At 67.7% G+C, this 21,700-nt stretch carries 21 protein-coding genes and 1 pseudogene; 13 read left to right on the plus strand and 9 right to left on the minus strand.

Translation table 11 applies throughout. The annotated features are described in order from the left end of the window. The first annotated feature begins 25 nt into the window (after positions 1–25). Genes eccD through eccE form a run of 3 tightly spaced genes read left to right on the plus strand, consistent with a single transcriptional unit; the run spans position 26 to position 3,857 of the window. Complete coding sequence (gene eccD / locus AWC25_RS17840; protein WP_142278923.1) at positions 26–1,441, plus strand: type VII secretion integral membrane protein EccD; 1,416 nt, start codon at positions 26–28, stop codon at positions 1,439–1,441. Next, positions 1,438–2,847: a type VII secretion-associated serine protease mycosin gene (gene mycP / locus AWC25_RS17845; RefSeq protein ID WP_069401434.1), complete on the plus strand. Its 1,410-nt coding sequence runs from the start codon at positions 1,438–1,440 to the stop codon at positions 2,845–2,847. The genes eccD and mycP overlap by 4 nt, the downstream gene beginning before the upstream one ends. A 5-nt stretch (positions 2,848–2,852) precedes the next feature. After that, a complete protein-coding gene (eccE, locus tag AWC25_RS17850; RefSeq protein ID WP_069401452.1) occupies positions 2,853–3,857 on the plus strand; it encodes a type VII secretion protein EccE in 1,005 nt (334 codons plus the stop codon). Here eccE and AWC25_RS17855 read toward each other — a convergent pair. Further along, positions 3,844–5,055: an alpha/beta hydrolase family protein gene (locus tag AWC25_RS17855; protein WP_085167195.1), complete on the minus strand. Its 1,212-nt coding sequence runs from the start codon at positions 5,053–5,055 to the stop codon at positions 3,844–3,846. The genes eccE and AWC25_RS17855 overlap by 14 nt on opposite strands. Positions 5,056–5,202: 147 nt before the next feature. Between AWC25_RS17855 and AWC25_RS17860 the strand changes: the two genes are divergently transcribed. After that, on the plus strand, positions 5,203–5,988 hold the full coding sequence (locus tag AWC25_RS17860; RefSeq protein ID WP_085167196.1) for a trans-aconitate 2-methyltransferase: 786 nt from the start codon (positions 5,203–5,205) through the stop codon (positions 5,986–5,988). Between the two features lie 13 nt (positions 5,989–6,001). On the opposite strand, the gene AWC25_RS17865 is transcribed toward AWC25_RS17860, so the two are convergent. After that, entirely contained in the window at positions 6,002–7,363 is a 1,362-nt protein-coding gene (locus tag AWC25_RS17865) for a sulfatase family protein (RefSeq protein ID WP_142278917.1), read from the minus strand. Between the two features lie 77 nt (positions 7,364–7,440). Then, the gene (bluB, locus tag AWC25_RS17870; RefSeq protein WP_069401430.1) at positions 7,441–8,139 is read right to left on the minus strand and encodes a 5,6-dimethylbenzimidazole synthase; all 699 of its coding nucleotides are present in this window, start codon (positions 8,137–8,139) and stop codon (positions 7,441–7,443) included. 55 nt (positions 8,140–8,194) lie between these two features. On the opposite strand from bluB, the gene AWC25_RS17875 reads away from it, so the two are divergent. Next, positions 8,195–8,488, plus strand: a complete 294-nt coding sequence (locus AWC25_RS17875) for a hypothetical protein (RefSeq protein ID WP_085167197.1) — start codon at positions 8,195–8,197, stop codon at positions 8,486–8,488. Here the strand turns inward: AWC25_RS17875 and AWC25_RS17880 are convergent. Further along, a complete protein-coding gene (locus AWC25_RS17880) occupies positions 8,472–8,954 on the minus strand; it encodes a hypothetical protein (protein WP_069401451.1) in 483 nt (160 codons plus the stop codon). The genes AWC25_RS17875 and AWC25_RS17880 overlap by 17 nt on opposite strands. An 88-nt stretch (positions 8,955–9,042) precedes the next feature. On the opposite strand from AWC25_RS17880, the gene AWC25_RS17885 reads away from it, so the two are divergent. Together AWC25_RS17885 and AWC25_RS17890 are read left to right on the plus strand one after the other, a co-directional pair. Continuing rightward, on the plus strand, positions 9,043–9,687 hold the full coding sequence (locus AWC25_RS17885) for a phosphatase PAP2 family protein (RefSeq protein WP_069401428.1): 645 nt from the start codon (positions 9,043–9,045) through the stop codon (positions 9,685–9,687). A gap of 74 nt (positions 9,688–9,761) precedes the next feature. After that, positions 9,762–10,439 carry a L,D-transpeptidase family protein gene (locus AWC25_RS17890; RefSeq protein ID WP_069401450.1) on the plus strand — a complete coding sequence of 226 codons (678 nt, stop codon included), beginning with the start codon at positions 9,762–9,764 and terminating at the stop codon, positions 10,437–10,439. Here the strand turns inward: AWC25_RS17890 and AWC25_RS17895 are convergent, their stop codons facing one another. Both AWC25_RS17895 and AWC25_RS17900 read right to left on the minus strand, forming a co-directional pair. Continuing rightward, positions 10,440–10,913 carry a nuclear transport factor 2 family protein gene (locus AWC25_RS17895; protein ID WP_276048471.1) on the minus strand — a complete coding sequence of 158 codons (474 nt, stop codon included), beginning with the start codon at positions 10,911–10,913 and terminating at the stop codon, positions 10,440–10,442. It abuts the gene before it with no gap. A 91-nt stretch (positions 10,914–11,004) separates the two neighbouring features. After that, positions 11,005–11,640, minus strand: coding sequence for a TetR/AcrR family transcriptional regulator (locus AWC25_RS17900; RefSeq protein WP_069401426.1), 636 nt, complete (start codon positions 11,638–11,640; stop codon positions 11,005–11,007). Positions 11,641–11,678: 38 nt separating this feature from the next. Here AWC25_RS17900 and AWC25_RS17905 point away from each other — a divergent pair, with 38 nt between their 5' ends. From AWC25_RS17905 to AWC25_RS17915, 3 genes are all read left to right on the plus strand, one after another. Next, positions 11,679–12,908, plus strand: coding sequence for a hypothetical protein (locus AWC25_RS17905; protein ID WP_069401425.1), 1,230 nt, complete (start codon positions 11,679–11,681; stop codon positions 12,906–12,908). Positions 12,909–13,062: 154 nt separating this feature from the next. Then, positions 13,063–15,033, plus strand: coding sequence for an Hsp70 family protein (locus tag AWC25_RS17910; protein ID WP_069401424.1), 1,971 nt, complete (start codon positions 13,063–13,065; stop codon positions 15,031–15,033). Positions 15,034–15,118: 85 nt separating this feature from the next. Further along, positions 15,119–15,505 (plus strand): hypothetical protein, encoded by a 387-nt coding sequence (locus AWC25_RS17915; protein ID WP_069401449.1) that lies wholly within the window; start codon positions 15,119–15,121, stop codon positions 15,503–15,505. A gap of 165 nt (positions 15,506–15,670) precedes the next feature. On the opposite strand, the gene AWC25_RS17920 is transcribed toward AWC25_RS17915, so the two are convergent. Continuing rightward, positions 15,671–16,393, minus strand: coding sequence for a DUF3060 domain-containing protein (locus AWC25_RS17920; protein WP_069401423.1), 723 nt, complete (start codon positions 16,391–16,393; stop codon positions 15,671–15,673). Positions 16,394–16,440: 47 nt separating this feature from the next. Between AWC25_RS17920 and AWC25_RS17925 the strand changes: the two genes are divergently transcribed. Further along, positions 16,441–17,460 carry an NADP-dependent oxidoreductase gene (locus AWC25_RS17925; RefSeq protein WP_069401448.1) on the plus strand — a complete coding sequence of 340 codons (1,020 nt, stop codon included), beginning with the start codon at positions 16,441–16,443 and terminating at the stop codon, positions 17,458–17,460. An 84-nt stretch (positions 17,461–17,544) separates the two neighbouring features. Here AWC25_RS17925 and AWC25_RS17930 read toward each other — a convergent pair whose 3' ends face one another. After that, positions 17,545–18,159, minus strand: coding sequence for a hypothetical protein (locus AWC25_RS17930; RefSeq protein ID WP_085167199.1), 615 nt, complete (start codon positions 18,157–18,159; stop codon positions 17,545–17,547). A 235-nt stretch (positions 18,160–18,394) separates the two neighbouring features. Here AWC25_RS17930 and AWC25_RS17935 point away from each other — a divergent pair. Together AWC25_RS17935 and AWC25_RS17940 are read left to right on the plus strand one after the other, a co-directional pair. Beyond that, a pseudogene (locus AWC25_RS17935) lies at positions 18,395–19,216 on the plus strand (glycoside hydrolase family 16 protein). A 125-nt stretch (positions 19,217–19,341) separates the two neighbouring features. Beyond that, complete coding sequence (locus tag AWC25_RS17940; RefSeq protein WP_069401421.1) at positions 19,342–20,178, plus strand: glycoside hydrolase family 16 protein; 837 nt, start codon at positions 19,342–19,344, stop codon at positions 20,176–20,178. On the opposite strand, the gene AWC25_RS17945 is transcribed toward AWC25_RS17940, so the two are convergent. After that, a complete protein-coding gene (locus AWC25_RS17945) occupies positions 20,179–21,693 on the minus strand; it encodes a glycosyltransferase family 39 protein (RefSeq protein WP_069401420.1) in 1,515 nt (504 codons plus the stop codon). Between the last annotated feature and the right edge of the window lie 7 nt (positions 21,694–21,700).

Consider the following 21,700-nt stretch of genomic DNA (forward strand, 5'->3'; position numbering starts at 1 on the left):
ATTCGAGGGTCCCGTGACCGCCGTCATGCCGATCGTGCGCGTAGCCATCCTCGCGCACAGCAGGCTGACCGAAGTTGCCTTGCCCGCCGAACTCCCGCTGCGCGAAATCCTGCCCGCAGTGCAGCGCTTGGTGGTCCCGACGGCCCAGAATGGCGATGGCGGCGACCTTGAGGGCGCGACGCAGGACGGCGCGGTCGCCCAGCTGAGCCTGGCACCCATCGGGGGAGCGCCGTTCAGCCTGGATGCCAGCCTGGACACTGTCGGCGTCGTCGACGGGGATCTGCTTGCGTTACAGCCGATTCCGGAGGGACCGGCCGCGCCGGGCATCGTCGAGGACATCGCTGATGCCGCGATGATCTTCTCGACTTCCCGGCTCGAGCCCTGGGGCATCGAGCACATTCGCCGCGGTGCACTGGCCGCGGCGATCGTGGTGGCGTTGCTGGCGACGGGCCTGGGTGTCACCTATCGGGTGGCCACCGGGGCGCTGACCGGCCTGGTCGCGGTCAGTGTGATCGCGGCGCTGACGGCGATCGCCGGCTTGTTCGTGACCCTGCGCTCGGAACGCACCGGCATGGCGCTGTCGATGGCTGCGCTGGCACCCATCGGCGCGGCCCTGGCGCTGGCCGTCCCGGGGCAGTTCGGTGCGGCACAGCTGGTGCTGGCCGCGGCCGGTGTCACCGCATGGTCGCTGATCGTGCTGATGGTGCCCAGCACCGAGCACGAGCGGATCGTCGGCTTCTTCACCGCGACCACCGTCGTGGGTGCCGGGGTGTTGTTGGCGGCTGGTGCCGAATTGCTTTGGCAACTACCGATCTCCACGCTCGGTGCGGGACTGATCGTGGTGGCGCTGTTGGTGACCATTGAAGCGGCGCAGCTTTCCGCACTGTGGGCGCGGTTCCCGCTGCCGGTCATCCCGGCTCCGGGGGATCCCACCCCTGCCGCGCCGGAGTTGCGATTGCTCGAGGACCTGCCCCGGCGCGTGCGCGTCGGTGACGCCCATCAGAACGGTTTCATCGCCGGTGCCGTGCTGCTCAGCGTCCTCGGATCGATCGCGATCGCGCTACGTCCCGAATCGTTGAGCGGGTGGGGATGGTATGTGGTGGCGGCCACCGCGGCTACTTCGGTGTTGCGTGCCCGGGTGTGGGATTCGGCCGCCTGCAAGGCATGGCTGCTCGCCCAGCCCTACCTGGTCGCCGGTGTGCTGCTGGTGTGCTACGCCTCGACCGGGCGGTACCTGGCCGCGTTCGTGGCGGCGGTGGTGCTCGTCGTGCTGGTGCTGGCATGGGCGGTGGTGGCGCTGAACCCGACTATCGCCTCGCCGGAGACCTATTCGTTGCCGCTGCGCCGGCTGCTGGGATTCGTCTCGGCCGGTTTGGATGCGTCGCTGATTCCGGTCATCGCCTACCTCGTCGGTCTTTTCGCCTGGGTGCTCAGTCGATGATTCGTGCCGGATCCGCCTGGCTGAGCGCGGCTTTGGTTTTCGTGCCGGCCGTCGTTCCGTGGGCTTGTCCGCCGGCGTCGGCCATCACCGCGCCGGTGGTCGATCCCGCCGCACCACCCCCCAGCGGCGCCGCGGGCCCCGTGCAGCCGATGGAGCAGCGCGGGCCCTGCATCACCTCCGGTGTCATTCCGGGCAGCGATCCCACCGCGGTCTCGGCCAGTCAGGCGGCGCTCAATCTTGGTCCGGCGTGGCAGTTTTCCCGTGGCGAGGGTCAGCTGGTGGCAGTGCTGGACAGCGGCGTGCGGCCCGGGCCGCGGCTACCCAATGTCGACCCCGGCGGCGACTTCGTGGAGAACTCCGACGGCCTGACCGATTGCGACGGGCACGGCACGCTGGTCGCCGGGATCGTCGCCGGTCAGCCCTCCGCCGACGATGGCTTCTCCGGTGTCGCGCCCGCGGCGCGGGTGTTGGCGGTTCGCACCGCGTCGGCCAGGTTCTCGCCGCGGACGCCGGGCGGCGATCCGCTGGTGGCTCGGGTGTCCCTGCAGGTTGCGACGTTGGGCCGGGCGATCGTGCGCGCGGCCGATCTGGGCGCCCGGGTGATCGACATCTCCGAGGCGACCTGCGTGCCGGCCGATCGGCCTGTCGATCAGGCCGCGCTGGGAGCGGCCATTCGGTACGCGGCGGTGGACAAGGATGCGGTGCTGGTGGCGGCCGCGGGCAATCTGGGGTCCGTTGGCTCGCTGGGCGGTGGAATGTCTTGTGAGGCAAACCCGCTCACCGACCTGGGCAATCCTGCCGATGCCCGGAACTGGGCCGGTGTCACGTCCGTCTCGACTCCGTCGTGGTGGCAGCCTTACGTGCTGTCGGTGGGGTCACTGACCGCGGACGGTCAGCCGTCGAGGTTCACCATGTCGGGCCCGTGGGTGGGCATCGGGGCGCCGGGGGAAAAGATCGTGTCGGTGAGCAACCGCGACGGCGGGGGCCTGGCCAACGGCCTGCCCAACGAACACCAGCAACTGGATACCGTCGGCGGCACCGGCTACGCGGCCGGCTATGTGGCGGGCGTCGCGGCGCTGGTACGCAGTAAATACCGGGCGATGTCGGCGACCGACGTGATCCGGCGGATCACCGCGACCGCGCACAACGGCGCCCGCGCGCCGTCCAACCTGGTGGGCGCGGGCAGCGTCGACGCGCTGGCGGCCTTGACCTGGGAACTGCCCACTCGCAGCGGACCGGTCGCGACGCCGGCCAAGCCGGTCGCCGTGCCGCCGGCACCGGCGCCCAAGGACACCACCCCGCGGACCGTCGCGTTCGTCGGGACTGCCGCGCTGGCGGTACTCGTCGCGGCGGCTGGTGCCGCATCCGCGATCGCCGCACGCCGACGGAAGGAGACCACCCCGTGAGTTCGATGCCGATCCCGGGCCGCGCCCGGATCACCCTGACGGCGTTGGCGGTAGTGCCCGCGGCCTTGGCGTATCCGTGGAACTCAAATCGCGATTACTGGCTGCTCGGCATCGCCGCCGTTGCGGTCCTCGCGCTGTTGGGCTGGTGGCGCGGACTGCATTTCACCACCATGCTGCGGCGCCGGCTGGCCATCATCGGCCGTCGGTCCGACCCGGCGAAGCTGGCATCTGCCGAATCGGCGGTCACCGCGAAAGCCACCGCGGTAGTGCGCATCGGCCCGGCCGCCGCGGACGATGCGGTGTTCCCGCTGGAGCTTCTCGCCGGCTACCTGGACCGCTACGGAATCCGTGCCGACAAGATCCGTATCACCAGCCGCGACAACGCATCCGACGTCTCCGGAGGTGAGACCTGGGTGGCTATCACGTTGTCGGCCGCCGAAAACCTGGCGGCACTGCAGGCACGCTCGTCGCGCATCCCACTGCACGAGACGGCGGAGGTCGCGGCGCGCCGGCTCGCGGACCACCTCCGCGAGATCGGCTGGGAAGCCAACCTGGTCCATGCCGACGACGTGCCACGCTGGCTGACCGCCAATGCCCGGGAGACGTGGCGCGCGGTGCAGCGTGGTAATTCCGATTATGTTGCGGCATACCAGGTTTGCGTCGACGACGATCTTCCCGGGACGTTCGAGACCATCCGGTCGTACTCGGCCCTGCAGACGTGCACCGCGCTGGAGATCGCCCGCTCGCGGTCCTCGCGCGGCCAGCTCACCCTCGCCGCGGCGTGCGCCTTCCGCACCGACACGGCGCCCGGGCTGACGCTGCCGGTGCCCGGACTGATCCCGCAGCGCGGCAACCAAGGGCCCGCGCTGGCGGCGCTGGATTTGTTGTCCACCCGGCGACTCGACGGTCACACCAACGCACCCGCCGGACTGCTGGAAAGTCTGGATTGGCCCACCCCCGAGGCCGGTGCCCATCGGGCAGCCCGATCCCAAACGGCTAGTTCAGCATGACCTCGTTCAAGAAATCGGTCATCCGCCCCAGATAGTCCAGCTGGCTGACGTGCAGCACGTGACTGCCGGGAAACCAGTGCAGCGCACAGTGATCCCAATGGTGCCATAGCATTTCGGCTTGCCCGGGCGGAGCCATCCGATCGGCGAGACCGGTGATGATCATCCGTCGGTCGGTGGGGACCAGCGGTCGGTAGTTCAGTGGGCAATGGTAGGCGAGCCCCGCGTCGAGTTCCTCGCGGTTGATGTCTGACAACTGCAACCCCAAGCTCACCAGCTTGTTCGCCGGGAACCACTGCTCGAACATCGTCGACGGGGCGACGACGGGACAATTGGGAATGACGGCCTCGATCCGGTCCTCGACCGAGGCCACCAGCGCCGAGGTATAGCCGCCCAACGAGATGCCGGTCAGCGCGATGCGTTCGACACCGGTGTGTCGCAGATACTCGACGACAGACCGGAAGTCGTGCACGGCCTGCGCCATCGACTCGGCGAATCCGCTCAGCCCGCCGGCAAAATAGCCGAAACCGCTGAACGGCGAACACTTTTCGGCGCGCCAACCGTGAAAAGGCAACGTGTACAACAGCACGTCGTAGCCGGCCCGGTAGTACCACGGCATCGAGAAGAAGCGCCCGTTGGCCAGATACGACGACCCCATGAAACCGTGGATGACGCACAGCGTGGGTCGCGGTCCGTCGTCATGGCGCCAGTGCTGGGCGTGTGCGACGTTGTTGCGGCCCCACCCCCTCCATCGCTCGCGCATCGCGGGATTGATCGCGGTGAAGCTGCTGGGAAACGAGATGTTTTCGACGGTGCCGCGCGCGATCCAGGTCGCCAGCGGTCCCGCCGGCCGCGACGAGACCTGCGGCAAGTCGGTGGGGGCGGGAAACGATGTCTGCGGGTCGCCCTCGCCCGCCAGTTCGGCGTAGAACTTCAGGTTGCCCTTCTCGGTGCCGGTGTCGGCGTGCAGCTGGGAAAACAGCGACCTGGCGATCACCGCCGGTGCCGCCGTCACGGCCAACAGCGACGAGACCCAGGTACGCAGTGCGACATCGCCGGCCGCCGACGCGAGGACTACCCTGCGTTCGTGCGACGTCAACTCCGACAGCGGGGGTAAACCGCCGGCACCGGGCGGAACGTCGGCGCCGGGGACATCGGGAACCGGGATCGGCGCATCGATGGGATCGGAGTCGGTCGCCACGACTGCCGATGCTATCCCGCCAGACCGCCGGTCCCAGGGGATTTGGCCGGATTGTGGGGGGCGCTCGGGGGGTGCGGGGGCGCCATGCGGTAATACGGTTTGTCTATATGTGGCCGACTAGTGGCGGTGTTGATCAGGAGGACCGACATGTGGGATCCAGATGTCTACCTGGCATTCGCCGACCATCGCAGCCGCCCGTTTTACGATTTGCTCTCGAGGGTGGGGGCCCAGCGGGCACGCCGGGTGGTCGACCTAGGTTGCGGCCCCGGCAACCTGACGAAGTATCTCGAGAAGCGCTGGCCCGGCGCGGTCGTCGAGGCGCTGGACACCTCACCGGAGATGGTCGCGGCCGCGCGGGAACGCGGCATCGACGCGAACGTCGCCGATTTGCGCGACTGGAAGCCCAGACCCGACACCGACGTGGTGGTCAGCAACGCCGCGCTGCACTGGGTCACCGAGCACGCCGACCTGCTGGTCGGGTGGGCCGGCCAACTGCCGGCCGGCTCCTGGATCGCCGTCCAGCTTCCGGGCAATTTCGAAACGCCGTCGCATGCCGCCGTGCGGGCGGTGGCGCGACGCGAACACTACGCAAAAACCTTGCGCGACGTGCCTTTCCGAGTGGGCGCGGTGGTTCAGCCGCCGGCGCACTACGCCAACCTGCTGATGGACGCCGGCTGCAAGGTCGACGCGTGGGAGACCACCTACCTGCACCAGCTGACCGGGGAGCACCCGGTGTTGGAATGGATCACCGGTACCGCGCTGGTGCCGGTGCGAGAGCGGCTGAACGACGAGGATTGGGAGCAGTTCCGCCAGGAACTCATCCCGTTGCTGGACGACGCCTACCCCGTCCGGCCGGACGGCACGACGATCTTCCCCTTCCGGCGGGTCTTCATCGTCGCCGAGGTGGGCGGGACACAGCGTGCCGGCGGCTAGCCGGGTAACGTCGTCATTCCTCGACACCGCGGTCGGCGGCGATCGCCGACCGGCTGGTCGGAGCGGTGTGGTGGATCTGCAGGTAGGTCTCCGTGTAGCGCTGCGCGATCCGGGTGCCGGCGAAATCCGACGGAATCACGTCGCCGGTGCGCTGACGCCAATCATTAAGGCGGACAGCAAGATCCGCGGCAACAGCGTCCATGCCGGAGTCGCTGTCGGCCAACAGATTAGCGGTCTCGCCGGGATCCGTGCGCAGATCGTAGAGTTCACGCTCCGGCCGCGGCGAGGTCACGAACGGGGCGACCGCCAGTCCCGAAGGACTCTCTTCGATATCCCAGGGCAGGTCCAGCAGCAGTCGCGGCACGTAGTTCTCGATGTAGCTGTATTCCTTTGTGCGGATTGCCCGAATCGGGTCGAATGAGTCGTGGTAGGTCTTCATCGTGTACACCTCCTCACGCACCGGATCGGCCGCGGCCCCCGGCGCGAGCAGGGCGTGCGCGTGCGACAAACCCTCGACGTCGGGCGGCACCGGTAGGCCCAGCAGTTCCAGCAGCGTCGGGACCAGGTCAACGCCGCTGAACAGCTCGTCGTAGACGCGCACCGGGACGTCGCGGCCGGCCGGCGGGCGGATGATCAGGGCAATACCGGTTCCGGCGTCGTATAGCGTGGATTTCGCGCGCGGGAACGCCGGACCGTGGTCGGTGAAGAACACCACCCAGGTGCTGGTGTTCAACCCGGTTTCGATCAGCGCGTCCAAAATTCGGCCGACGGCCGCGTCGGCGGTCGCGATAGCGCCGTAGAAGTCGGCGAGGTCGCCGCGCACCTCCGGGGTGTCGGGCAGGTAGTCGGGCAGATCGACCGCGCTGTGGTCGGCCGGCTGGTACCGGTCGTGTGGGTAGGGGCGGTGGGTCTCGAAAAAGCCCGCGGTCAACAGGAAGGGTTGCTGCCCACGGTGGGCGCCGTCGTCGCGCAGCCATTCCGCCGCCCGGTCCACCACGTAATCGCAATACGAATTCGACACGTCGAACTCGTCGAAACCCAGCCGCTTCGGATAGGACGTCTCGTGTTGCATACCGAAAAGTGCCGAATACCAACCGGATTCGGACAAAATCTGCGGCAGGGTTCGGACGCCGGCCCGGTATTCCCAGCCGTGGTGCGCCAGCCCGACCAGCCCGTTGCTCTGCGGGTAGCGGCCGGTGAACAACGACCCCCGAGACGGGGTGCACAGCGGCGCGGTGGCATGCGCCCGGGTAAACAGAATGCTCTCGTTGGCGAGCTGGTCCAATCGCGGGCTGGACACGTCCGGGTGACCGTAGACGCCGAGCTGTCGGCCGAGGTCGTGCCAGTGCACGATCAGGACGTTGTCGCCGGTCATTCGCCTCACCCTCTCCGCGCTGGTTGCGACGGCGGCGACGATACCTCAGGTGACCGCGAGGAAGCCGGGGCGCTCGGTCAGGCGGAGGGGGCCGACACACCCCAGCGGTTCTCGGAGACGAACTCCGACAGCGGCCGCGCGTAGGCCCAGCCGTCGATCTCCAGCGCCGGGCGATCCGGGAATTCGGGTACCGGACCCACGCACAGAATGGCCACCGGCTCGGCACCGGCGGGCATGCCCAGCAGCTCGGCCAGCGGCAACGGGTCGAACAGTGACACCCAGCCGACACCGAGACCCTCGGCACGGGCGGCCAGCCACAGGTTCTGGATCGCGCAGGATACCGACGCGAGGTCCATCTGCGGCATGGTACGGCGGCCGAACACGTGGACGTCGCGCTTGTCGGCCAGCGCGACCACGAACAGCTCGGCGCACTCGAGAATGCCCTCCACCTTGAGCCGCAGAAACTCCGCCCCCCGCGGACCCAGCGCCGTCGCGGTGCGCGGCCGCTCTTCGTCGACGAGAGCGTGGATGCGCCGACGCACCGTATCGTCGGTGATTCGGATGAACCGCCAGGGCTGCATCAGCCCCACGCTGGGCGCGGCATGCGCGGCCTGCAGCAGGCGCGCCAAGACGTCCTCGGGCACCGTGCAGCCGGGCACGAAGCGGCGCATGTCGCGCCGTTCGGCGATCACCCGGTAGACGACGCGGCGGTCTTGCGGGCTGAACGCATGTTCGTTCACCACGCCATCGGAGAGCCCACCGGAGGAGAATGGCATCGGCGTCAAATCTAGCAACGGTGCGTGCTGGCAAACACGGGTAAGGGAGCGGGTAGTGCAGTATTCCGAGTATTCCGGCGTGCTCGAACAGCTGCCCATTAAGCGCGGCGCCCCGCGCGGGTACGGGCAGCCCTTCGAAACCGCCGACGGTGTCACGGTGATCCCGGTGGAAAGACCCCTTGGCGTCTTCGTCGTGCACGCCGGACAGGCGTCGTGGGTGCCGGCCGTCGACAAGAATCGCGTCGCGCTGCTCGGCGCGCTGACCGGTCTGCTGACCGGGGTGATCGCGTGTCTGGCGGTGCTGCGTCAGCCGCCCTGGCCGCGCATCACGATCAGGGACTATAGGTGACGCCGACGGCGCGGACGACGCAGTCCGGCGACATGTGGAATGCCAACGAGCAGGCCGGCAGCGCGCTGACCACGTCCGCAGGAATCTCCGTCTTGTAAAGCAGTGACAGTTCGCCGCTGAACTTTTCGTCGATCCGCGACACGTCGACGTGCACCGCCAGGCCCGTCGGCGAGATCTCGGCGATGGCCGCGCCCTCCGGTGCGCTGTCCCATCGGGCGTCGACGGTCACGCCGGCCAGCTTGGGCAGCATTGACAACGTCGCTAGTATCCGCTGCCGGGTGAGCGCCAGCGAACCCGTGTAGTAGGCAACGCTGTGCGGTAGCCGCACCCCGGGGATGACGCCGCTGAACCGCCGGGTCACCGCGACGTAGTCGGCGAGATAGAGCAGACCTTCCGCCACGACCTGGGCATGCAGGTCCTCCGGGAGCTTGCCGATCCCGAGCAACCTGCGGACGTAGACGGCCATCACGCCAGTATGACGCGAGCCGCCGGCCGGTGCGGCCGCGCGCATCCGCCGCGCTGCCCGGCCCGGCCCCCTGGTATCGCTAGAGGGCATGACCCACCGACAACGCGCGGCCCTGATCGTCGCCGCACTCGCCGTGGCGGTCTACGCGGCGATGTGGGCGGGTTTCCGGCTGCAGTGGGGCTGGCTGCGCGGACTCGACTGGTCGTTGCTGAACGCCGCACACGACGTCGGGGTCAAGCACCCGACGTGGGTGCGAGTCTGGGCCGGTGTGTCCTTGTGGCTGGGGCCGGACCCGCTGCGGCTGCTGGACGCGGTGGTGGCGGTGGTCGCGTTCGTGAAACGCAACGTGCGGGCGGGCCTGCTGTTGGTGCTGTGCGGTCCGCTGAACGGGTTGGTGACCTGGGCCGCCAAGAGTCTGGCGGATCGGCCACGGCCGTCGACGATGTTGGTGGTCGTGCCGCAAAGCTCGTTCCCGTCGGGGCACGCGCTGGAGACGATGGCCGCCGTGCTCGCACTGCTGGCGGTGGTGCTGCCGGTACTGGGCCGGACCACCGGGGCGGTTGCGATCGCGGCGAGCGCACTGGTCCTGGTTCTGGTCGGCATTTCGCGGGTGGCCTTGAACGTGCACCACCCGTCCGATGTGCTGGCCGGTTGGTCCTTGGGTTATCTTTACGCTCTGCTGTGTCTGGCGGTGATACGTCCTAAACCCTTGGCGTTGAGGGCTTTTCGTTGATCACGACGCCGTGACCAAACGGGGGCTGAAGCTTTACTTGACCCTGGACCGGGCGTCACCTGACGATGGACGGTATGCGCCGACTGCTCGTTTCGCTATGCACCGTGGCGTGTTTGGCGTGGGTCCCGGTCGTGCTCGCGCCGCTCGCGGGCGCCGCGCCGGTCGGGCCGGCGGCCGGCACTCCCTGGTTCGCCAACTCGGTTGGCAATGCCACACAGGTGGTTTCGGTTGTCAGCACCGGTGGTTCGAACGCCACGATGGACATCTATCAGCGCACCGCGGCCGGCTGGCAGGCACTGCGCACCGGTATCCCGACCCACGTCGGGTCGGCGGGCATGGCACCGCAGGCCAAGAGCGGGGTGCCGGCCACCCCGATGGGTGTGTACAGCCTCGACGCCGCGTTCGGGACCGCGCCGAATCCCGGCACTGGGCTGCCCTACACCCAGGTGGTCGGGCCCAACTACTGGTGGAGCGGTGATGATCACAGCCCCACGTTCAACTCCATGCAGGTCTGCCCGAAGGCGCAGTGTCCGTTCAGCACGGCCGACAGCGAGAACCTGCAGATCCCGCAGTACAAGCACGCGGTGGTGATGGGCGTCAACAAGAACAAGACCCCGGGCGGTGGCGCGGCGTTCTTCTTCCACACCACCGACGGGCACCCCACCGAGGGGTGTGTCGCGGTCGACGACGCTCAGTTGGTGTCGATCATGAAATGGCTGCGCCCGGGCGCGGTTATCGCGATCACCAAGTAGCTAGTCCGCGATCGCGCGACCGGGTTTGAGCGTGAAGTTCAACCCCTCCAACGACATTGTGGCGTCGTAGGTTCGGTCGTAGCCGGTACCGGAAATCTTCCAGCCGTCTTCGGTGCGCCGGTAGGTGTCGCGATAAAACGCCGCGCCAATCAGCATGAAGTTGAACTCCGCGACCATGACGCGGTCCTGCAGATACCAACTGCCCGTTGCGGTGTCGCCGGTGACGGTGATGTCCGGATGGGTCACCCGGTGCTCGGTGATGACGTTGGGCCCCAACGATGTGCGCATGTAGTCGACCAGGTCGGCGCGGTTGGTGAAGTGCAGCTCGTTGCCGATCGACGGCCCGTAATCGGCCTTGATGTCCTCGGCCAGGGTGTCGGCGAAGTCATCCCAATGCTTGGTGTCCAGCGCGCGCAGATACCGGTATTTGACTTGTTTGATGGCTTCGATATCGGCCAGATCGTCGAGGGTCATTCCGTCATTGCAGCACACGGGCCAACAGGTCGGTCAGGGCACGCCGAGACTTAAGCCATTGCGAGCGCACGCGGCGTGTCGTGTGCGTGGTTTAAGTGTCGCGGTGAGCGGGGCCGGCGCAGGCCCGGGTGACCATGTCGATCAGGGCGCGCCGTTCCCGGCTCCAGTCGATAACGGTCCCGGTCACCATCTGGGCCAGCACCACACCGCGCAGGGTGGCCCAAATTACCTCGGCCACACCGGATTTGGCCGGATCGTCGGTGATCAGCCGACCGAGTTGGGCGATCGCAGAGTTCATCTCGAGCAGGTGCCGGCGCGACGATTCGCCCAGTCCGCCGCGGGTCGCCAGCAGGATTTCGAACGCGGCCATCGACGTCGGACTGCTATAGCAGCTCCACGCGGTATCGATGACGACCTCGATGCGCTGTTGCGGCGCAAGCTCGCTCACGTCCGCCGCCGACAGGCTCCCGATCAACCTGTCCACCCCGTCGTCGACGACGGCCATCAGCAGGCCGTTGCGATCGCCGAAGTGGTATTGGATGACGCCCCAGGTGACGCCGGCGCGGTCGGCCACGTGCTTGGCCGTCGCGGCCGCGAAACCCTCCTCCTGGATGCACCGGACCGTCTCGTCGATGATCCTCGCCCGGGTGTCGTCACCGCGCTTGCGGGGCGCGCTGGTCCGTCGCGTCGGAGCGACCGAGCGGGGCTGGCCTGCGGTAACGGACATTGTTGACTTTATAACATAGAGGGATCTATTTTTGTAGGGTGAGCAGCCCCTCGCGCTATGCCCGACTGTCCCGTGACCAGCTCGCCGTTCTCGTGCCCGAGCTGCTGTTGATCGGGCAGTTGATCGACCGGTCCGGGATGGCTTGGTGCATCTCGTCATTCGGCCGCGACGAGATGGTGCAGATCGCCATCGAAGAGTGGGCGGGGTCGAGCCCGATCTACACCCGGCGGATGCAGCAGGCGCTGAACTACGTCGGCAACGACGTGCCCACCATCTTCAAGGGCCTGCAACTCGACATCGGGGCCCCGCCGCAATTCATGGACTTTCGCTACACCGTGCACGACCGATGGCACGGCGAATTCCACCTCGACCACTGCGGCGCCCTGCTGGACGTGGAACCGATGGGCGAGAAGTACGTGTTCGGGATGTGCCACACCATCGAGGACCCGACGTTCGACGCCACCGCGGTGGCGACCAACCCCCGGGCTCAGGTGCGCCCCATCCACCGCCCCCCGCGTACCCCGGCGGACCGCCACCCGCATTGCGCGTGGACCGTCGTCATCGACGAGTCCTATCCCGAGGCGCAGAGCATCCCCGCCCTGGACATCGTCAGCCAAACCCGCGCTGCCACCTGGGAACTCGACCCCATCGACCCATCGGAGGAGGGGCAGTCGGACTACTCGGGCCCGTTGCTGTCCGACTTCGATTTCGCCGCCTTCTCGCATTCGGCATTGGTCCGGATGGCCGATGAGGTGTGTCTGCAGATGCACCTGTTGTACCTGTCGTTCGCGATCGCGGTGCGGGCGCGTGCCCGCAATGACGACGAAGCCCGCGGCGTGTGCACTCGCGGTCTGATCGGCATCGCGGGCCTGGCCGCCGAGCGCATCCACCGCGCACTCAAGCTGCCCGCCGGGATCGAGGGAGCGCTGCGGGTCCTCGAATTACACCCGTTGCTGAACCCCGCGGACTACGTTGTGGCCGAGACGGAATCGAACAGGCTGCACGTGCACCCGTCGCCGGCACACGACGACGGCGCGTGGATCTCATTGTGCTCACCGGAATCCGTGCAACCGCTGCAGGCGATCGCCACCGCGGTTGAACCACACCTCGAAGCGCGAGTTAGCAGGACGGCCACCGACTGGACGGCAGAACTGGTCGAAACCGAGGTCGCCGCCGGGGAACTGCCAGAGGTTTCGGTGGTCAGAGTCAGTGGCGGAGCGACGTTTCAGTTCGAACCGAGGCGTTCGCTGCCGCTGACCGTGGTCTGACCCAAGGCTATTTGTCAAGGGGATTTCGGTACCGCTTCGGTGACGCAACCGCATCGAGCGGATACCAATGGCATTGCGAAGCATCGGCTTTCCGCGTGTCCGCGACTATCGTTAACGCTGGCCACCGACCCCTATAGACGAAAGTATTCGCTCTATGTACGACCCACTTGGGTTGTCGATCGGGACCACGAACCTGGTCGCTGTGCGTGACGGAAACCCACCGGTTTCGCGTCGTGCTGTATTGACACTTTATCCCCACTGCGCACCGAAAATCGGCTTGCCCGTGGAGGATCCGAACCTCATCGAGCCCGGCGTGTTGATGAGCGGGTTCGTCGAGCGCATCGGAGATTCGGTAGCGCTGGTGTCCAGCGATGGCTCCGCGCACGATCCGGACCTGTTGACGGTTGAAGCCCTGGACGCCATGGTGTTGGCCGTTGGTGCCGACGCGGCGTCCTCGGAGATCTCCATCGCCGTGCCGTCGTATTGGAAACCGGGTACCACCCAGGCTCTACGCAACGGATTACGCACCCATCTGGGCTTCGTTCGCAGTGGTATGGCGCCGCGGCTGGTTTCGGACGCGATCGCCTCGTTGACCGCGGCGAATGCCGAATTGTGCCTGGCCGCAACCGGGGTCGTGGGGCTACTCGACTTCGGTGGGTCGGGCACGTCGGCGACGCTGCTAGATCTGGCCGGCGACTTCAAACCGCTCAGCGCCACCATGCGCTACACCGACTTCTCCGGTGACGAGATTGACCAGGCCCTGATGCTGTGCGTCTTCGAGGAGCTGGGGCACGGCAGCGGCATCGACCCGGCCAGCACCGCCGCGGTTGGGCAGCTGGCCCGGCTCAGGGAGCAGTGTCGCACCGCCAAGGAGCAGTTATCGTCGCAGCCCGCAACGGAATTCGCGGTGGAGCTAGGCGGCCGTCGGGCCACCATGAGTTTCACCCGCGACGAGCTGGGTGATTTGATCCAGGACCGGCTGACCGGATTGATCTACGCCTTCGACGATATGTTGTGCCGGCACCGTAAGAGCTGGAGCGACCTGTGCGCCGTCGTCACCGTCGGCGGTGGTGCCAGCATTCCGCTTGTCAACGAACGGCTTTCGGTGCACAGCCGGCGACCGGTGGTGTCGCCGTCGCAACCGGCATTCGCCGCCGCGGCCGGGGCGCTGTTGCTGGCCTCCCGCGGGGAGGACGTCGACATTCGCACTCGCACCTCGATCGGACTGCTCACCGCGTCATCCGGCGGCGACGTCATCGAACTGCCCGCCGGGGACCTGCTGGTGATCGACGAGGAGGCCCTCACCGATCGCGAGTTGGCCTGGTCGCAAACGGAATATCCAGGTGACATCCGGGTGCCTTACACCCCGGAGGCATTCGACGAGGACAGCAATCCGGCCGGCTGGTCGATGCGCCTCAACGTGATCGACCCGCCCCGGGAGCGGCCTTGGCGCCGGTTGCGGTTTTCCCAACTGGTCGTCGGGATGTCGGCCCTGGTCGCGATGACGGCGATCGGCGGCGTGGCATACACGCTGACGGGCATCGAGAACCGGCAGGCGCCGCCGGTGCCGTCGGTGGCTCCCGTTCCGCTGCCGCCGGTCAGCACGTTAGTGCCAAGCCCGGTCGCGCCGCCGCCGACCGCCGTGCCACCCCCGCCGACCGCCGCGCCGGTGCCCAGCTCGGTCGCGCCGCCGCCCCCGCCGCCCCCGTCGGAGCCGCCACCCTCACCGGAGCCTCCGCCGGTCGTCGTGACCACCCATCCGCCGCCGGTGTACACCACGCACCGTCCGCCGCCGCCGGTGCAGACGACGACAACGCCACCGCCACCGCCGATCACGACGACGCCGACCACGACTCCGCCGCCGTCGCCTCCCTCGACGACGACGCCGACCACCACCACGGTGCCCATGACCACGCAGTGGATCCACGTGCCGCTGCTGCCGGTGCCGATCCCGATCCAGGTGCCGGCCAACCAGGCCCCTGCAACACCCGCCCCGCAGTATCCGGCGCCGGTCCAGCAGTATCCCGGCGAGTACCCGGGCGGCGGATACGGCGGCGGTTATCCCGGGGGCGGTTATCCCGGCGGCGGGTATTCGCAGAACCCGTTCCTGGGCCCCGGTTACTAGCGGCGGTTTCGGCCGACAGCAAAGTCCGTGGCGCATCGTCGGGTGCGGGCGCACACTGGGCAGTAACGCTATGCAAGGAGGCCGCGTGGGCGAGTACGGTGCGTTCGGAATCGATCCCGAAGAATTCGATCGGATGATCAGGGAGGGCAGCCAGGGGCTGCGCGACGTGTTCGAACGGGTCAGCAAGTTCGCCGGCGGTCCGGGCGCCCGGACCGGCTGGGCGGCGTTCTTCGACGACCTGTCCCGGCGGCCCCGCTCGGCGCCGGAGACCGCCGGCGAGGCCGGTGACGGTGTGTGGGCGATTTACTCCGTCGACGCCGGGGGAGACGCCCGCGTCGAACAGGTATTCGCGACCGAGCTCGACGCGTTGCGTGCCAACAAGGACAACACCGATCCGAAGCGCAAGGTGCGTTTCTTGCCGTACGGCATCGCGGTGAGCGTGCTCGACGACGACTCGCCCGAGCCGGAGTAATTCGCCGATTCGAGTTCTCGCGCACGGACCTCGTCGATCAGTCGGCGACGCCATGATGGCGCTGTTCGGTGCGCCAATCACGTTGGAGAGTCTCGACTTTCGGGTGCAGCTGGCGGCACTGGGCATTCAGAACGTGGTGCGCGGCGAGGCCGGCGACTGATCCGGCTAGCCCTGCGCGACCTGGTTGTCCAGCCCGGAGTTGGAGATCGCCGGCGCGCCGGAATGGAACGTCACCCGGTTGCTCATGCCCGAGGCCTCGATGGTGTCTACCGAGTCGATCGTGATCACGTTCTTCATACCGGACACCGTCAGGCTGGCGCAGTGGCCGGTGATCACGATCGTATTGTTGATCCCGCTGACGGTCACCGCGTTGTCGTTACATGCGATCGTCTTGTTTTCGTCGATCCCGGAGAGATCCAACGGCGCGCCGGGAGCGCCCGTCGCCGGGGTCGACGGCCCCGCACTGCTGGTGGCGGGAGCGCTGGTCGACGACCTCGGGCTGCGTGTCGTCGTTTGGGGTGCCGTGCTCAGCGGCGCCGTGCTGGGGGTGGTGAGTTCGGAGGAGATGATCGACCGGACTCCGGAAAGTTGGTGCGCGGCAAACGCGGCGATGATTCCGGCCATGGCCAGCACGGTGATGACGAGGATCGTGCCCACGATCCACCACACCCGGTTGCTCGACGACGACTTGTTCACGGCGCCGACGTAAGGGGCGCCGCCGTAGCCGTACCCGGACGGGGGCGGCGGCGGTGGCACCGGCCCGGGCGGGGGTGGCGGGTAGCCGAGCCCGCCGGCGGGCGGGCTGCCCAGTTCGGAGGCGCGCGCCGTGTCAGCGAGCGGGCGCTCCAGATCCCGAATGCGCTTTTCCGGGTCGTCCTGCGATTCCATGGACAGATGCTCCCACTGCGCGGCCGCAAATGGGTAGTTTCAGCAACGTGCCCGACATGCTGAATCGTCAGATCCTGTTGCGTAGCCGCCCGACCGGGCTGGTCCAGCCCGAAGACACCGAGCTCACCAGCCGTCCGGCGCCCGAGCCCGCCGACGGCGAAGCCCTGTTGCGAACCACTTATGTGGGCCTCGACGCGGCGGTCCGAACGTGGCTGAACGACCAGCCCAGCTACCTACCGCCGGTGCAGCTTGGCGAGGTGATCCGGGCGGCCGGTATCGGCGAGGTGGTGGCGTCGCGGTGTGACGCCTTCGCCGTCGGTGACGTCGTCACCACATTGACCGGTTTCCAGGAATACGTGATCGTGCGGGACGACGTGTTCAGCACGCCCATTCCCGGCGAGGACGACCAGCTGGCCATCATGTCGGTGTACGGGCCGACGGGTGCCACCGCCTATTTCGGCATGACCGACATCGGCAGGCCGAAGGAGGGCGAGACGGTCGTCGTCTCGGCGGCCGCGGGCGCCACCGGGTCGGTGGCCGGACAGATCGCCAAGATCGCCGGCGCCCGGGTGGTGGGCATCGCCGGCGGGCCGGAGAAGTGCCGCGCGGTGGTCGAGGACTTCGGGTTCGACGCGTGTATCGACTACAAGAACGACGATGTGCCCGCCGCGCTCAAAGAGCACTGCCCGCGCCGGGTGGACGTCTACTTCGACAACGTCGGCGGCTGGATCCTCGACGCGGTGCTGGGCCGGCTCGCCTCGAATGCGCGCGTCGTACTCTGCGGCGTCATCTCCAGCTATCTGACCGGCGAGCATCCCGGCCCGGCAAACTACGTCAACTTGCTGTCGAAAACCGCTCTGATGCAAGGATTCAACGCCCTCGACCAGTGGGGCCGTTTCGACGAGGCGTTCGCCGCGCTGCGTCGGTGGGAGGCCGAAGGTCGGCTCAAGCACCGGCAGACCATCTTTTCCGGCATCGAGTCGTGCGTCGACGCGCTCAACGGATTGTTCACCGGCGCCAACATCGGCAAGACGTTGGTCCAAATCAGTGAGCCCACGGCGCGCTGACGGTGGCGCCGAGATTGCCATGACGGCTGCCGTCGGGGTGGAAAGCAAAACCGCCACGGCAATCTCGGCGCGCACCCGAGGGGCTCAGTCCTCGCCGAGGGTGCGGTGCAGCGTCTTCTTGGCTTCGCGCAGCGCATCGAGAACCTTGGTCCGCGCGGCGGCAAGCTGCTGCTTCTGCTCGTCGGTGCCCGTCCAGGTGATCGTGCGGGCCAGGCCCGCGATCTCGAACAGCTCGCGGCGGATCTTGAACACATCGCCGAACTGACCCGCGCGGGCCAGGAAAGCGTGCGCGGTCTCGCTGCTGACACCCCGCCAGGCCAGCAGGTTCTGGCCCAGTTCGGTCAGCGTGGCCACGCCGTTGTCGACCGTCACCACGCCGCGGCCGGCCAGCACACCGATAGCCAGCTCGGCGATCTCGTGCGGCGGCGTAATCGCACCATCGGTCGCATCCGATACCCGCTGCACGACCTGCGCGGCATCGGCCGGTCCGTCGAGCAACAGCGCCGCGGTGACAAACGCGGCGCGCTTCAGCGGGGGCTTCCCGCCATGCCCCCAACCGTGCCCGCCGAAGCCATGCCCCCAACCGTGCCCGCCGACACCATGCCCGCCGCAGCCACCGGGCCCCCCGAAACCGCCAGGGCCGCCGAAGCCGGGGCCCCCGAAACCGCCAGGGCCGCCGAAGAATCCACCACCAAACATAATTGCTCCTTTCCAAATCGAACCATCAACTTCCTTGATACCACCGCCGCAGGCAATGTCAAGGAAGTTGATATCGAAGAACTCGGTCGAGTGGACGGACCCCGGCGCGGCAACGACCGGCCGCGGACGCCGTGTCGCGAGCTCACAGCGAATTCATGTCCGACTCACCGCGGAGCAGCAAACCGAACTCGGGCGACTGTCTTATGCTGCGGGAGCCCTTAACCGAAAGGTCGAGATGGATCGCCGGCAGATGCTGCTGTTGGCGGGATTCGGCGCCCTGAGCTCGGCGCTGCCCGCTGCGCCGGCGGGCGCCGCGCCGGGGCGGTCGTCCGGAGCGTACGTGTTCCACGACGAGTTCGACGGTCCGGCCGGCTCGGCTCCGGATCGGTCGAAATGGGTTGTGGCCAAGCAGCGTACGCCGATCAAGAACCCGGCCGGATTCGACCGTCCCGAATTCTTCGGGCAGTACCGCGACAGCCGGCAAAACGTGTTCGTGGACGGCCAGTCGAACCTGGTGCTGCGGGCCACCCGCGACGGTGGCGGCTATTTCGGCGGTCTGGTCAGCGGAATCTGGCGCGGTGCGATCGGAACCACCTAGGAAGCACGCGTCAAACTCAGCTGCCTCACCGGGGGTTGCTGGCCGGCCTGATGGCTTTCGAACGACGATCCCGGTCGCAGCGGCGAAGTCGACCTGATCGAGTGGTACGGCAACGGGGAGTGGCCGTCGGGAACCACCGTGCATGCCAACCCGGACGGCACGGCCTTCGAGACCCACCCGGTCGCGGTAGACGGCGAATGGCACACCTGGCGGGTGACGTGGCACCCCGGCGGCATGTACTTCTGGAAAGACTATGCCGAGGGCGCCGAACCGTACTTCACCGTGCCGGCCGTCGGCATCGAAGATCTGCACGACCCGATCCGCATGTGGCCGTTCAACGACGTCGGTTACACGATGTTCCCGGTGCTGAACCTCGCGGTCGGGGGCTCGGGAGGCGGGGATCCGGCGACGCGGTCCTACCCCGCGGAAATGCTCGTCGACTGGGTGCGGGGCTTCTGATGCGTTGGGTGGAGCGTGCGCGGGCTCGCGGCGCATGGTTTTATAACACCGTTTGCGATTGTAGGCCGCGGGGGGAACCGTGCCGAGCCGGAAACTCCGGCGTTACCGATTGGTGGTAGGTGGATATGGATCGTCGCAGCATGATGTTGACGACGGGGCTGGGCATGCTGGCGGCGGTCGCCTCGTTGCCGCTCCCGGAGGCCTCGGCACGCCCGGCGGCACCCAAAGCGCCGCCCTCGGCCGGCCCGAGCGGGCCGTACATCTTCTCCGACGAGTTCGACGGGCCCGCCGGCTCCCCGCCCGACCCGGCCAAGTGGACAATCCAGACCTGGCAGGACGACGTTTTCCCGCCCGTCGACGGCATCTATCGGGACGACCGCCAAAACGTGTTCCAGGACGGCCATTCCAACCTCGTCCTGTGCGCCACGCACGATTTTTTGACCAACACCTATTACAGCGGCAAGCTGCGCGGCAACTTCCGCAGCATGATCAACCAGACCTGGGAAGCCAAGATCAAGCTCGACTGCTTGTTCCCCGGCCTGTGGCCCTCGTTCTGGGGGGTCAACGAGGACCCGCTGCCCGACGGTGAGGTCGACATTTTCGAGTGGTACGGCAACGGCAACTGGGCCCCCGGCACCACGGTGCACGCCGCATCCAACGGCAAGACCTGGGAGGGCAAATCGATCCCCGGACTGGTCGACGGTAACTGGCATACCTGGCGAATGCATTGGGGCGAAGAGGGATTCGAGTTCGCCCGGGACGGCGCCGAGTACTTTAAAGTGCCCAACAAGCCCATTCACGTGCACGGCGGCGCGCCCGACGACTTCCGCTGGCCGTTCAACGCTCCCGGCTACTGGATGACGCCGATGTTCACCCTCGCCGTCGGCGGCGTCGGTGCCGGCGACCCGGCCGCGGGCACCTTCCCGGCCGCCATGCTCGTCGACTACATCCGCATCTGGTGACTAGCGCTCGGCCTTGAACACCTGTACCAGGTTGAACTGCCAACGTTCGACCAGGCGGAAGCCCAGATCGTGTGGGACCGCGAAGGCCGGCGTCACGCCGTAACGCGGCCCGGGTGGCAGCGCCGGACCCCGTTCGTGGTGGGCGGGCATCGATTCGTCGGCCTGGGTGATGATCCAGACGACCCGGCAGTGGCTCAACGGGCCGGCGACGACCTCGGGAATCAGGTTGGTGTCGAACACATCTCGACGGTCGGTGGCCCGCTGCCACAGGGTGAGGTCGACGAGCTTGCGGTAAGCGTCGGGGCGGGCCGCCAGTAGCGGGCGCATCGGTGCGGGCATGAACGTGACCGTGTCGTTGACCAGCAGGCAGTCACCCGGGGCCGCGTCGGCGGTGATCAGATCCGCCACCTGGCTGTAGTCCATTCCGTACTTGGCATACGGGTTACGTTGCACGCGTAGGTAATTCGGTGCGGCAGCGATGGCGAACAGCGCGATCAGCGCCGCGGCCACCCACGGCTTGGCCGCCAGCGCGCCGACGCACACCCCCAACACCAGGGCCAGGGCGGGCGCGGTGAAACTCAGGTACCGCGGTGTGTAAATCGGCTGCACCACCGCCGACCACGCCACGATCACCGCGGTGGGAATCAGCAGCCACAGGCCTGCCAGGGCCAACAACTGACGTTCTGCGGCAACCACTTTGACCGATGTCCGGCGCCACACCACGAAGGCCGCCGCGATCACCAGGGTGGACAGCACCGCGAACGGCGGACACCGTTCGAAGTATTGCTGCACGGTCACGTCCTCGATCGTTCGGTGCCCGATCGCTGCGACCCAACTGATTTGGTGCACTTGGCCCGCGGCCACCATCAGGAACGGCGCCACCGCGCAGCTGGTCAGCACCGAGGTGAGCGCGAACGGAACCACGATCGTTCGGCGGCGCAAAAAAAGGCAGACGAACAGCAGATAGACCGGCAACAGCAGGGCAAGATATACGTCGAGCACGATCGAAACCGCTTGGGCGATACCGTAAAACAGCCACGCCACAGCGCTGCCGCGCCGCACTGTGTAACCGAACAGCACGGTCAGCCACACCGCGGCCGCCATCGAGACGGCGTAGGGGCGGGCTTCGATGCCTGCCCACGTGACGCGTGGCATCACCGCGCAGAGCAACCCGGAGCTGATTGCCACGGTGCGGGAAGAGAATTGGTTGCCCAGCACCACCACGCCGGCCGCCGCGAGCCCCACCGCCGAACCACTCGGGGCTCGCGACCAGAATTCGGTGGGCGGGGCGATGCGGAACCAGCCGTGCATGAGCAGGTAATAGAGGCCGTGCACGGCGTCGACGTTGCCCAGCATCTGCCACAGCTGCCCCAGGGACCGGCTGTAGGCGGCCGAGATGGTCGCGGCCTCGTCGTACCAGAACGAGGGACGGGCGGCCCCGATCAGGCTGATCGCGCTGGCCAGTACCGCGATGATCAGCGGGTCCAGGACGCGGCGCCGTGACTGGCTCGACACGCCGCTA

The sequence above is a fragment of the Mycobacterium sherrisii genome, assembly GCF_002102355.1.
GTDB classification, from domain to species: Bacteria; Actinomycetota; Actinomycetes; order Mycobacteriales; family Mycobacteriaceae; genus Mycobacterium; species Mycobacterium sherrisii.

What these genes read in the sequence shown, in the direction of transcription:
- AWC25_RS17930 (WP_085167199.1), bottom strand. Translation starts at nt 18,159, where the DNA reads ATGTTTGGTGGTGGATTCTTCGGCGGCCCTGGCGGTTTCGGGGGCCCC.
- AWC25_RS17880 (WP_069401451.1), bottom strand. Translation starts at nt 8,954, where the DNA reads ATGGCCGTCTACGTCCGCAGGTTGCTCGGGATCGGCAAGCTCCCGGAG.
- AWC25_RS17940 (WP_069401421.1), top strand. Translation starts at nt 19,342, where the DNA reads ATGGATCGTCGCAGCATGATGTTGACGACGGGGCTGGGCATGCTGGCG.
- AWC25_RS17890 (WP_069401450.1), top strand. Translation starts at nt 9,762, where the DNA reads ATGCGCCGACTGCTCGTTTCGCTATGCACCGTGGCGTGTTTGGCGTGG.
- eccD (WP_142278923.1), top strand. Translation starts at nt 26, where the DNA reads ATGCCGATCGTGCGCGTAGCCATCCTCGCGCACAGCAGGCTGACCGAA.
- AWC25_RS17885 (WP_069401428.1), top strand. Translation starts at nt 9,043, where the DNA reads ATGACCCACCGACAACGCGCGGCCCTGATCGTCGCCGCACTCGCCGTG.
- AWC25_RS17920 (WP_069401423.1), bottom strand. Translation starts at nt 16,393, where the DNA reads ATGGAATCGCAGGACGACCCGGAAAAGCGCATTCGGGATCTGGAGCGC.
- AWC25_RS17895 (WP_276048471.1), bottom strand. Translation starts at nt 10,913, where the DNA reads ATGACCCTCGACGATCTGGCCGATATCGAAGCCATCAAACAAGTCAAA.
- AWC25_RS17910 (WP_069401424.1), top strand. Translation starts at nt 13,063, where the DNA reads ATGTACGACCCACTTGGGTTGTCGATCGGGACCACGAACCTGGTCGCT.
- mycP (WP_069401434.1), top strand. Translation starts at nt 1,438, where the DNA reads ATGATTCGTGCCGGATCCGCCTGGCTGAGCGCGGCTTTGGTTTTCGTG.
- bluB (WP_069401430.1), bottom strand. Translation starts at nt 8,139, where the DNA reads ATGCCATTCTCCTCCGGTGGGCTCTCCGATGGCGTGGTGAACGAACAT.
- eccE (WP_069401452.1), top strand. Translation starts at nt 2,853, where the DNA reads ATGCCGATCCCGGGCCGCGCCCGGATCACCCTGACGGCGTTGGCGGTA.
- AWC25_RS17860 (WP_085167196.1), top strand. Translation starts at nt 5,203, where the DNA reads ATGTGGGATCCAGATGTCTACCTGGCATTCGCCGACCATCGCAGCCGC.
- AWC25_RS17865 (WP_142278917.1), bottom strand. Translation starts at nt 7,363, where the DNA reads ATGACCGGCGACAACGTCCTGATCGTGCACTGGCACGACCTCGGCCGA.
- AWC25_RS17900 (WP_069401426.1), bottom strand. Translation starts at nt 11,640, where the DNA reads ATGTCCGTTACCGCAGGCCAGCCCCGCTCGGTCGCTCCGACGCGACGG.